The sequence below is a fragment of the Microbacterium sp. B19 genome, assembly GCF_000333395.1.
GTDB lineage: Bacteria > Actinomycetota > Actinomycetes > Actinomycetales > Microbacteriaceae > Microbacterium.
Genome location: NZ_BADA01000449.1, coordinates 1 through 11308, shown reverse-complemented (window position 1 = coordinate 11308; position 11308 = coordinate 1). Strand labels below are relative to the sequence as shown.

The window sequence follows — 11308 nt, the reverse complement described above, 5'->3', positions numbered from 1 at the left end:
CGCACCGTCGGGGTGAGGTCGCGACGACCCTCGAGGCGCAGTCGCACGGCGGCGCGGAGGCAGAACAGGAACGCGACGAGGTTGCCGATGAGCAGCGCCCGCTCCTGACCGAGGGTGATCGCGCCGATCGCGATCGGCCAGCCGGCGAGCACCCCGACGACGACCGCGACGGCGAACTGCTGCCAGCGTCGCGGCGGCAGCGTCAGCGGCTCGGACAGCATGAAGGCGCCGAGGAACAGGAACGGCGACGAGAACGCCACCTGCAGGATCACCGTCGACACGTCGACGGGGAACCCCGCGGCCTGGAACTGCACGGTCGTCCGCACGAACGCGACGACCGCGGCGACGACCCAGAACACCGCGACGACCGCGAGCCGGTCGGTGCGCGCGAGGATCAGCAGCCCCAGGACCAGCACGGGGCCGGCGAGCCACGGCGAGCCCACCCACCACGCCGAGCCGCCGAGATCGGGCGCCGCGACGCTCAGGATCGTGAGCACCGCGGCCCCGGTCGCCGCGGGGTTCAGCACGTGCCGTCCACGCCACGCGAGCAGGTACTTCGACAGGGATGCCACGACCCCGGCGACGACGAGTCCGACGAGGCCCAGCGGCTCCAGCGTGGGGCGCAGCACGAACAGGAGGATCGCGGCGGTGATGAGCGAGGACTCCAGGCGGCGTGGCATCCGGAGCACGCTCTGCGCGACCAGATCGGCCACCGCGCACGCGCCCAGGAGCACCGCGGCGCTGGCGAGGATCTCCAGCGGGTCGGGGACCACGAGCCCGGCGAACGACAGGCCGAGCGCGATCACGGCCAGGAGACCCAGCGACGACAGCACGAGGCGGTACATCGAGACGCGGCCGAGGACCCCGCGCACGCGGGTGGAGGAGGCGGTGAGGGTGGTGGTCATCAGAAGATCTCTCCGTCGAATCCGGGCGACCACTCCACGCGGCCGTCCGTGCGCATGCGGACCCAGGGGGCGCCCCACGCGGCCGCGAGTTCGGGGCCGCCGTCGAAGAACAGCGCGGTCGCGAGGGCGTCCGCGTGCATCGCCGTGTCGGCGATCGCCCACGTCGCAGCGTAGGCGCGGACAGGTGCACCCGTCCGCGCATCGAGGACGTGGTGGAGGCCGTCGCCCCACGCGCGCCGGGTGACGGCCGACGCGCACAGCGCGGCATCCCGGATCTCGACCACCCCGATCGCCCGCGTGGGATCGTACGGGTGCTCGAGCCCGACGCGCGCCGGCGCCCCGCGGACCGCGAGGTCACCGGAACCGTCGACGACGACGTCGCCGCCGACATGCCGCTGCACCTCCCGCAGCACCCGATCGACGAGCCGGCCCTTTCCCACTGCGCCCACGTCGAGCGTCGCCGGGCGGGACAGCGACAGGATGCCACTCCCCCACGTCACGATGTCGCGCCAGTCGGGCGCGGGTTCCGGCGCACCCCAGGGCGCGAGAGTCAGCCGCGCGTCGTAACCGAGTCGAGCGAGGGCGTCGCCGACGAGCGGGTTCACGGCCCCGCCCGTCGCGACGTCGAGCTCGTCGTACAGCGAGAGCATGGCATCCGTGTCCTCCGGAGAAGGGACGGATCCCACCTGACCTTCGGCGAGAGCCGTCACGAGCGAGTCGTCCCGGAAACGCGACCACTCCCGATCGAAGCCGTTCACGACCGTCGCGACGGCGGCGCGAGCGGCGGCCGACAGCGGCTCCTCCGTGTCGATGGACCAGGCGGTGCCGATCGCGTCGAACGTCCAGACCGCGCCGGTCGTCGTCGGCGAGGTCACGGTCTCAGGCCTTCGCCTCGGACTTGATCGCGTTCACGGCCTGCATGAACCCGCCGCTCGTGAGCGACGAACCGGCGACCTTGCTCACCGAGATCTCGTCGAGCGCCTTGCCGACGACCTCGTCCTTGATTCCGCCGATGAACTCGCTCTGGTACCGACGCGACTCCGCGGCCTGCGGGTCGCCCGTCACCGTGACGTCGGTGACCTTGTCTCCGGCGATCGTGAGGGTCACGTCGACCTTCTCGACGCTCTCCGGCGTCGCGTACTGGCCGGTGGCCTCGTACGTGCCATCGGTGTACGCGCCGGTCGACGCGCCTCCGGCGGACGACCCGGTGCTCGGGGCGCTCGCCGCGGACGACGCCGCCGGCGCCGGAGCAGCGGCATCCGCGTTCGTGCCGGAGCAACCGGCGAGCGTGACCACGCCGACGACGCCCAGCAGGGCGGTACCGACGCGGACGGGGCGGGGGACGGCGGTCGTGCGGATCATGGGGTCCTCTTTCGGTCGTGCCTCGCGGAGCGGGGGATGCTCACGGTAGGAACACGATCTCGAAACGAGCCCGGTTCAGACTTCACCGAACCTATGGACGGGCGATGAAGACTACGCGTCTCCGCCGAACATGCTCGTGACCGACCCGTCCTCGAAGACCTCGTGGATCGCGCGGGCGAGCAGCGGGGCGATCGGGAGGATCGTGAGGCCCGGGAACCGCCGCTCGGGCGGGAGCGGAACGGTGTCGGTGACGACGACCTCGTCGATCGCGGGGTCCTGCAGGCGTTCGCTCGCGGGATCGCTGAAGATCGCGTGGGTCGCGGCGACGATGACCTTGCGGGCGCCGTTGGCCTTGAGAGCCTGAGCGGCCTTCTGGATCGTGCCACCGGTGTCGATCATGTCGTCGACGAGCAGACACGTGCGACCGCTGACGTCACCGACGATCTCGTGCACCGAGACCTGGTTGGCCACCTTCGGGTCTCGGCGCTTGTGGATGATCGCGAGCGGGGCGCCCAGGCTGTCGGACCACGTGTCGGCGACACGGACGCGGCCCATGTCGGGCGAGACGACCGTGAGCGTCTCGCGGTCCTCGCCGGTGAGGCCCTGCTCGAAGTGCTCGAGCAGCACGGGCTTGGCGAACAGGTGGTCGACGGGGCCGTCGAAGAAGCCCTGGATCTGCGCGGCGTGGAGGTCGACGCTCATGATGCGGTCGGCGCCCGCGGTCTTCAGCAGGTCGGCGACGAGGCGCGCGCTGATGGGCTCGCGTCCACGGCCCTTCTTGTCCTGGCGCGAGTACGGGAAGTACGGGGCGACGACGGTGATGCGCTTGGCGGACGCGCGCTTCAGGGCGTCGAGCATGATGAGCAGCTCCATGAGCCACTCGTTGACCGGCGGGCCGAACGACTGCACGACGAACACGTCGCATCCGCGGATCGAGACCTCGAAGCGCGTGTAGATCTCCCCCGAGGCGAAGGTGCGGTGCTCGGTGGGGGCGAGCTCCGTGCCCAGGTGACGGGCGACCGCGTGCGCGAGATCGGGGTGCGAGCGACCCGAGGCGACGACGAGCCGCTTCTTGGTCTTGGCGACGAGCCCGGGGGCGATGTCGTTGTCTCGGTCGAGATCTACACGGTTCTTCTTACGAGCCATCGCGCGCTTCCTGTTCACCCCGGGCCCGCGCGGCGACGTCCGCCGCGCCGGTGCCCGGTCGATTCTTCTCGACCCACCCCTCGATGTTCCGCTGGGGTGCAACGCTGAGTGCCAGCGCACCGGCGGGAACGTCCTTGCGGATCACCGCGCCGGCACCGGTCTTGGCGCCATCCCCAATCGTAACGGGCGCGACGAAGACGTTGTGCGAACCGCTGTGCACCTCGTCGCCGATCACGGTGCGGTGCTTGGTGATGTCGTCGTAGTTCGCCGTGATGGCGCCCGCGCCGAGGTTGACGTGGCGACCGATCTCGGTGTCGCCGATGTACGACAGGTGCGGGACCTTGCTGCCCTCGCCGATCGAGGAGTTCTTCACCTCGACGAAGGTGCCGACCTTGCCGTCCACGCCGACCCGTGCGTTCGCCCGCAGGTAGGCGAACGGTCCGACGGTGGCGCCCGGTCCGACGACCGCGAGGGTCGCGTCGGTGCGGGTGATCGTGGCATCCTCGCCCACTTCGCAGTCGACGAGGCTCGTGTCCGGGCCGACCGTCGCGCCGGCCGCGATCACGGTCGCGCCGCGCACGTGGGTGTTCGGCAGGAGGGTCACGTCCGGCGCGAGCACCGCGGTCACATCGATCCACGTCGTGGCCGGGTCGATGACGGTGACGCCTTCGCGCTGCCAGTGCCGCACCGTGCGGGCGTTGAGCGTGCGCCCCGCCTCCGACAGCTGGATGCGGTCGTTGACGCCGAGCGCGGCGGCGGCGTCGGGAGTGACGGATGCCGCGACCCCCAGCTCGGCCTCGCGCAGCAGCGCGACGACGTCGGTGAGGTACTTCTCGCCCTGCGCGTTCGCGGTGCCCACGCGGGCGAGGTGCTCGCGCAGCGGCGCCGCACGGAAGACGTATACGCCGACGTTGATCTCGGTGACCGCGGCCTCGTCGGGCGTGGCATCCTTCTGCTCCACGATGCGGTGCACGCCGGCGACCTCGTCGCGGATCACGCGACCGTAGCCGTGCGGCTCATCGACGCGGGCGGTGAGCAGGGTCACCGCCGTGCCCCCCGAGCGGTGGGTCTCGACGAGCTCGGCGAGCGTGTGCGACTCCAGCAGCGGGACGTCGCCGCTCAGCACGAGGACGTCGCCCGCGAATCCCTCGAGCGCGCTGAGCGCAGCCTCGACCGCGCGGCCCGTGCCGGGGACCTCGTCCTGATCGACGATCACGACGCCCGGAGCGAGCTCGGTGATCGTCTCGGCGACGAGGTCGCGCTCGTGGCGCACCACCACGACGATCCGGGACGGATCGAGGGATGCCGCGGTGTCGAGAACGTGTCCGACGAGCGGACGACCGCCCACCGCGTGCAGGATTTTCGGGATGCGGGATCGCATGCGGGTGCCCTGACCCGCGGCCAGGACGACGACGGCGAGCTCGGTCGATGAGGTCATGCTCCGCCGCCAGGATTCGAACCTGGACCTAACAGCTCCAAAGGCTGTCGTGCTGCCGTTACACCACGGCGGACCGTGCCCCGCGGGCACCGGTCAAGTCTGCCAGACGGCGACACGGGAGCGTTGACCCGCGGCGTTCTCGACATAATGAACGGGTGAGCCGGGACAGCGACGAAGTCGATCGCATCGTCGAGGCATGGGTGCGCCAGCGACCCGACCTCGACTTCTCCCCGCTCGAGGTGCTCTCGCGCGTCGCGCGCCTCTCCCGACACCTCGACATCGCACGGAAAGAGGCGTTCCGCCGCAGCGACATCGAGTCGTGGGAGTGGGACGTGCTCTCCGCCCTCCGCCGCGCCGGCGAGCCGTACCAGCTCAGCCCGAAGCAGCTGCTGCAGCAGACGCTCGTCTCCAGCGGCACCATGACCAATCGCATCGACCGGCTCGTCGCCCGCCGGTTCGTGCGGCGCGAGGCCGACCCCGGCGACGGACGGAGCATCCTGGTGACCCTGACCGACGACGGTCGCGTGCGCGTGGATGCCGCGATCACCCGCCTCGTCGACGCCGAGGCCCTGCTGTTGGAGAGTCTGTCGCGCGGCGACCGGGAGCGTCTGGCGACGCTGCTGCGCAAACTGAGCATGGGATTCGACGCGTGAGCGCCCCGGTGACGAACCCGACCGCGTGGCAGCGGGTGAAGGCCTGGCTGGACGTCCGGTTCCGCTCCCCCGCCGCGATCTACGGCCTCATCGTGTTCACGACGTTCGTGACGCTCGCCGACGACGAGGCGCACGACGTGGCCGAGGTGCTCCTGAACTCGACGGCGACCCTGATCGTCTTCTTCATCGCGCACGTCTTCGCGCACACGCTGACCGAGCACGGCGACCACGGCTTCCGCGGCTCGACCCGCAACGCCGTCCGTCATGCGTCCGGCATGCTGTACGCCTCCGTGCCGTCGATCCTCGCCCTGGCGTACGGGATCGTGACCCACCAGTCGGTCTCGGACGCCGTCGACAACTGCGTCACCGCGATGTTCGTCGTCCTCGCGATCCTGGGATACCAGGCGTTCCGTCGCCGCGGCTACCGCGTGTTCGGGCGCCTCATGGGCGCGCTCGCCACGTCGTTCCTCGGAATCGTGATCGTCATCCTGGAGATCGCGGTCCACTGACGCTGCGCGCCTCGCTCGGCGCGTTCCCGTCCCGGGCGCTCGCTCAGCCGATGGCCTCGGTGAGCTCGAACCACCGCATCTCCAGCTCGTCGCGCTCGGACTCCCACTCGGAGATGCGCTGCATCTCCTTCCCGAGCCCGACGTAGTCGGCCTGGTCGTGGTCGGCGAGCGCCGCCTTCGCCCGGTCGATCTGCGCCTGGAGCTTCTCGATCTTCCGCTCAGTGGCCGACGCCTCCTTCTGCGCGGCCCGGAGGTCCGCACCCTGAAGACCAGGGGATGCCACGGCCTCGGTCGTCGACGAGCGGGAGGGCTCGGCATCCTGGATCGCCCGAAGGCGCAGGTACTCGTCGACGCCTCCAGGGAGGTGGCGCAGACGCGCGTCGAGGATCGCGAACTGCTGATCGGTGACGCGCTCGAGGAAGTACCGGTCGTGCGAGACGACGATGAGGGTGCCCGACCAGGAGTCGAGGAGATCTTCCATCGCCGCGAGCATGTCGGTGTCGAGGTCGTTGGTGGGCTCGTCGAGGATCAGCACGTTGGGCTGGTCGAGCAGGATGAGCAGCAGCTGCAGGCGCCGCTTCTGGCCACCGGACAGGTCTTTCACCGGCGTCGAGAGCTGCGCGTTCGAGAACCCGAGTCGTTCGAGGAGCTGGCCCGGGGTCAGCTCCTGCGCCTTCGAGCCCGAGCCGAAGGAGTAGGTGGTGCGCAGGCCCGCGATGACCACGCGGACGGGGTCGTCCATGTGCTGTTCGAGTTCGTCGAGACGCTGGGTGAGGGTCGCGACCTTGACGGTCTTGCCGCGCTTGACGCGGCCGGCCGTCGGTTCGAGCGTCCCGGTGATGAGGCTCAGCAGGGTCGACTTGCCCGCGCCGTTCACCCCCAGGATGCCGGTGCGCTCGCCCGGTGCGATCCGCCACTCGACGTCTCTCAGCACCGTGTGGTCGCCGTAGGTCACGCCCGCGTCGAGGAGGTCGACGACGTCCTTGCCGAGGCGCGCGACGGCGAGGGATTGCAGCGCGACCCGGTCGCGGATCTCAGGGACATCGGCGATGAGCTCGTTCGCGGCGTCGATGCGGAACTTCGGCTTCGACGTGCGGGCCGGGGCGCCGCGACGCAGCCACGCGAGCTCCTTGCGCGCGAGGTTCTGTCGTCGCTGCTCGATCGTGGCGGCCTGGCGGTCGCGTTCCACGCGCTGCAGGATGTACGCCGCGTAGCCTCCCTCGAACGGCTCGACGATGCGGTCGTGCACCTCCCACGTCGTGTTGCACACCTCGTCGAGGAACCACCGGTCGTGCGTGACGACCAGCAGCCCACCCGCGTTCGGAGCCCACCGCTTCTTGAGATGCCCCGCGAGCCACGTGATGGCCTCGACGTCGAGGTGGTTGGTCGGCTCGTCGAGGAACAGCACGTCCCAGTCGCCGGACAGCAGTCGCGCGAGCGCGACACGGCGGCGCTGGCCGCCGGAGAGGCCGCCCAGGCGCGCGTCCCACGGCAGGTCGCCGAGGAGACCGGCGATGACGTCGCGGGTGCGAGCGTCCCCCGCCCACTCGTGCTCGGGCCGATCGCCGACGACCGCATGGCCGATCGTGTCGTCGTCGTCGAGCGTGTCCTGCTGGTCGAGGACGCCCACCGTCACCCCGCCGCGCACCGTCACGCGCCCGCCGTCGGGTTCGCGGATGCCGGCGAGCATGCCGAGCAGGCTCGACTTGCCGTCGCCGTTGCGACCGACGATGCCGATGCGGTCGCCCTCGTTCACGCCGAGCGAGACGGAGTCGAACACGACCTTGGTGGGGTATTCCAGGTGCAGGGCTTCGCCCCCGAGCAGATGTACCATATCCGTCCCAGGCTACGCGGCCCGCGGCCCGGTCGGTGGCGGCGGTTGCGGCCAGGTTGCGGCCAGGTTGCGGCCTCGGGGCGGTGGTCCGGCCGCGAGACTGCAACCGGCTGACGAAACCGGCGCAGCGTGCAGTGGCTTTGTCAGGGGCGTGCAGTCTCGGCGTCCCGGCCGCCCCGGACGCGCGCGGGCCCGGACGCGCGCAGCACCGACGCGCGCAGCGGGGCCGCCCGGAATTCCGGACGGCCCCGCTGGTGTGGCTTCGGCTCAGAGGTTGTTGTCGGCGAGCCAGGCCTTCGCGATGTCGGCCGACGACTGCTGGTCGACGGTCGACTTCACGTTCAGTTCCACGAGGCCCTCGGGGGTGAGGGCGGCGGAGACCTTGTTGAGGATGTCGGACACCTGCGACGCGACCTTCGAGTTCACGACCGGGACGACGTTCGACGCGAGGAAGAGCCCCTTCGGGTCTTCCAGCGTGACGAGGTTGTCGGTCTTGATGCGCGGGTCGGCGGTGTATACGTTCGCGACCTGGATGGTGCCGGCGACGAGGTCGTCGACGGTCGTGTCACCGGTCGCCGAGAACTGCACGTCCACGCCGTAGGTCGACTTCAGGCCGGTCGGGCCATAGGGGCGCTCCGCCAGCTCGGCGTTGCCGCCGAGGGTCAGCGGCGTGGTGACCTTGGCCAGGTCCGCGATCGTCGTCAGCCCGTTGGCATCCGCGAAGGCCTTGGTGACGGTGTACGAGTCCTGGTCGGTGGCCGACGACTGGTCGAGCACCTCAAGGCCCTCGGGAAGCGCCTTCGGCAGGGCCGCGTAGACCTCGTCGGCGGTGCGCGCCGTGGTCTCCTTGTCGAAGAACTGCAGCAGGTTGCCGGAGTACTCGGGGAACACCGTGACCGTGCCGTCCTCGAGCAGCGGGATGTACGCATCGCGCTGACCGATCTGGAACTGGCGCTTCACCGTGAGCCCCGAGTTCTCCAGAGCCTGCGCGTAGATCTCGGCGATGATCTCGTTCGAGAAGTACGCCTGCGAGCCGACGACGATCTCCGCCGAAGACGCGCTGGCGTCGCCGCCGTTGTTGCTCAGGGGATCGCTCGAGGCGCCGCATCCGGCGAGGGCGAGCGAGGCGACCGCGAGTCCGGCGAGAACGCCGAGACCCTTGCGAGTTCGTGCTGTGAACATGGTTCCTCTTTCTGGTGGTGGGGAGTCGGGTGAGTCAGGAAGCCGAGGGAGGGGTGGCCGGAACGCCGACGGCGACGGCCTCGGCCCGGCGTTCTCGCGCCGACCGGGCCCGCGGGGAGGCGGCACCGGCGGCACGGATGCCACGGGGCACGACGATATGCTGGAGCAGGGCGAACAACCCGTCGGTGACGAGTGCGAGCACCGCGACCAGGATCGCACCGCCGATCAGGATGTCGAACCGGCGGAGCGGGATCGCCGCGATGATGTACTGCCCGAGCCCGCCGAGGCCGATGTATGCGGCGATCGTCACGGTGGCCAGGACCTGCAGGGTGGCGGCGCGGATGCCGCCGACGAGGAGCGGCAGACCGAGCGGGACCTCGATCCGCCACAGGATCTGCGCCTCGGTCATGCCCATCGACCGCCCGGCATCCAGGACCCGACGATCGATCGCCTCGAAGCCGGTGTACGCGCCGGCGAGCAGGGACGGGATCGCCAGGATGACGAACGAGATCACGGCCGCCTCGGGCTTGTGGAGGACGCCGAGGATCAGAGTCAGCAGGATGAGCAGACCGAAGGACGGGATCGCGCGCGCGGCTCCCGAGATCGCGACAGCGGTCTCTCGGCCTCTCCCGGTGTGACCGATGTACCAGCCGAGCGGGATCGCGATCGCCGCGGCGACGAGGACCGACACGACTGTGTACAGCAACTGCACGCCGATCGCGGCCGGGATCGGGTCGAAGCCCCTTCCGGGGTTGCCCGAGAACAGCCAGGCGAACGCTTCGCCGATGAGGTTCATGCCTTCACCAGCGTCCTGTTGGCCTGACGGGAGACGGTCTTCGTGCCCCGCGTCCAGGGCATCAGCAGGCGTCCGGCGACGACGAGGAGCAGGTCGATCACGAGAGCGATGACGACCGCCGCGAGAACGCCGGCGAACACTTCGGGCAGGATTCGACGCTGCAGGCCGTTTGTGAAGAGGTAACCGATGTTCTGGATGCCGACCAGGATGCCGACGGTGGCGAGGGCGATCGTGCTCGCCGAAGCGACCCGCAGCCCTGCAAGGATCACCGGTCCCGCGAGCGGGAACTCCACCGCCCAGAAGCGTCGGAACGAGCTGTAGCCCAGGGCGGTCGAGGCCTGGCGCACGCCGGCATCCACCGAATCCAGACCATCCGCGACGGCCCGCACGAGGATCGCCACGGCGTAGATCGCCAGCGCGACGACCAGGTTGACGGGACTCACGATCGAGTACCAGCCGGTGATCACGGGCAGCAGGATCAGCAGAGCCAGCGAGGGGATCGTGTACAGCAGCCCGGTGATGGTGATCACGCTGCTGCGCACCAGCCGGTAGCGCCACGCGAACCAGCCGAGCGGAACGCTCAGGACGAAACCGGCGATCAGCGCGATCAGACTCTGTTGCAGATGCACCAGTGTCAGCTCGCCGATCAGGCCGAGGTTGTTGAGGACCCAGGTCACGCGCGCGGCTCCTCCACGAGAGCGCCCTGCGTGCGTCCCTCGGCATCCACGACGACCGTGCCGCGCTCGGTCTCCTTGAGGTGGAGGGCGCGCTTGCCCTTGACCGCCCCGATGAAGCTGGCGACGAAGTCGTTCGCCGGGCGCTCGATGATCTCGCTCGGCGCTCCGACCTGTGCGACGTGGGCGCCCTTCTCGAGCAGCACCACCTGGTCGCCGAGAAGGAAAGCCTCGTCGATGTCGTGCGTGACGAACACGATCGTCTTGCCGATCTCGTTCTGCAGGCGGATGAGCTCCTGCTGCAACTCGTCGCGCACGATCGGGTCGACCGCGCCGAACGGCTCGTCCATCAGCAGGATGTTGGGGTCGGCGGCGAGACCGCGCGCGACGCCGACGCGCTGCTGCTGGCCGCCCGAGAGCTGGCTCGGATAGCGGTCGGCCATCGCGGTGTCGAGGCCCACCGTCTCCATGAGTTCCAGGGCACGGGTGCGCGCCTTCTTGCGGTTCTCGCCCTGCAGCACCGGCACGGTCGCGATGTTCTCCGCGACCGTGAAGTGCGGAAGCAGACCCGAGTTCTGCATGACGTAGCCGATGCTGCGGCGCAGCTGCACCGGTGGCCGGGAGGCGATGTCGTCGCCGTCGATCGAGATGGTGCCGGACGAGGGCTCGACCATGCGGTTGATCATGCGGAGCAGGGTGGTCTTGCCGCAGCCCGAGGACCCCACGAAGACGGTCGTCTTACGGGACGGGATGACGAGGCTGAAGTCGTCGACGGCGCGGGTGCCGTCGGGGAAGACCTTCGAGACGGT

11 protein-coding genes, 1 tRNA gene and 1 pseudogene are annotated in these 11308 nt (G+C 70.1%); 2 read left to right on the top strand and 11 right to left on the bottom strand.

Annotation, left to right across the window (positions count from 1 at the left end):
- The 6 genes and pseudogenes from I5G_RS15970 to I5G_RS15945 form a co-directional block, all read right to left on the bottom strand.
- Nucleotides 1-905: pseudogene (locus tag I5G_RS15970) on the bottom strand (flavodoxin reductase); the annotation flags it as partial.
- A complete protein-coding gene (locus I5G_RS15965) occupies nt 905-1780 on the bottom strand; it encodes an FAD:protein FMN transferase (protein WP_022879955.1) in 876 nt (291 codons plus the stop codon). The gene I5G_RS15965 and the pseudogene I5G_RS15970, both read right to left, overlap by 1 nt.
- Before the next feature lie 4 nt (nt 1781-1784).
- Entirely contained in the window at nt 1785-2267 is a 483-nt protein-coding gene (locus I5G_RS15960; RefSeq protein WP_022879954.1) for an FMN-binding protein, read from the bottom strand.
- A 111-nt stretch (nt 2268-2378) separates the two neighbouring features.
- Complete coding sequence (locus I5G_RS15955) at nt 2379-3413, bottom strand: ribose-phosphate diphosphokinase (RefSeq protein ID WP_022879953.1); 1035 nt, start codon at nt 3411-3413, stop codon at nt 2379-2381.
- Entirely contained in the window at nt 3403-4851 is a 1449-nt protein-coding gene (gene glmU / locus I5G_RS15950) for a bifunctional UDP-N-acetylglucosamine diphosphorylase/glucosamine-1-phosphate N-acetyltransferase GlmU (protein ID WP_022879952.1), read from the bottom strand. The genes I5G_RS15955 and glmU overlap by 11 nt, the downstream gene beginning before the upstream one ends.
- A gap of 1 nt (nt 4852) precedes the next feature.
- Nucleotides 4853-4924 (bottom strand) — tRNA-Gln (locus I5G_RS15945).
- Nucleotides 4925-5006: 82 nt separating this feature from the next.
- Here I5G_RS15945 and I5G_RS15940 point away from each other — a divergent pair.
- Together I5G_RS15940 and I5G_RS15935 are read left to right on the top strand one after the other, a co-directional pair.
- Nucleotides 5007-5504: a MarR family winged helix-turn-helix transcriptional regulator gene (locus I5G_RS15940; protein WP_022879951.1), complete on the top strand. Its 498-nt coding sequence runs from the start codon at nt 5007-5009 to the stop codon at nt 5502-5504.
- On the top strand, nt 5501-6013 hold the full coding sequence (locus I5G_RS15935) for a hypothetical protein (RefSeq protein WP_022879950.1): 513 nt from the start codon (nt 5501-5503) through the stop codon (nt 6011-6013). The genes I5G_RS15940 and I5G_RS15935 overlap by 4 nt, the downstream gene beginning before the upstream one ends.
- A gap of 43 nt (nt 6014-6056) precedes the next feature.
- Here the strand turns inward: I5G_RS15935 and I5G_RS15930 are convergent, their stop codons facing one another.
- The 5 genes from I5G_RS15930 to I5G_RS15910 form a co-directional block, all read right to left on the bottom strand.
- A complete protein-coding gene (locus I5G_RS15930; RefSeq protein ID WP_022879949.1) occupies nt 6057-7847 on the bottom strand; it encodes an ABC-F family ATP-binding cassette domain-containing protein in 1791 nt (596 codons plus the stop codon).
- A gap of 267 nt (nt 7848-8114) precedes the next feature.
- On the bottom strand, nt 8115-9029 hold the full coding sequence (locus I5G_RS15925) for an ABC transporter substrate-binding protein (RefSeq protein WP_022879948.1): 915 nt from the start codon (nt 9027-9029) through the stop codon (nt 8115-8117).
- A 34-nt stretch (nt 9030-9063) separates the two neighbouring features.
- Nucleotides 9064-9825, bottom strand: a complete 762-nt coding sequence (locus tag I5G_RS15920; RefSeq protein ID WP_022879947.1) for an ABC transporter permease — start codon at nt 9823-9825, stop codon at nt 9064-9066.
- Nucleotides 9822-10502: an ABC transporter permease gene (locus tag I5G_RS15915; RefSeq protein ID WP_022879946.1), complete on the bottom strand. Its 681-nt coding sequence runs from the start codon at nt 10500-10502 to the stop codon at nt 9822-9824. The genes I5G_RS15920 and I5G_RS15915 overlap by 4 nt, the downstream gene beginning before the upstream one ends.
- On the bottom strand, nt 10499-11308 hold an 810-nt coding region (locus I5G_RS15910; RefSeq protein ID WP_022879945.1), incomplete at its 5' end, for an ABC transporter ATP-binding protein. The genes I5G_RS15910 and I5G_RS15915, both read right to left, overlap by 4 nt.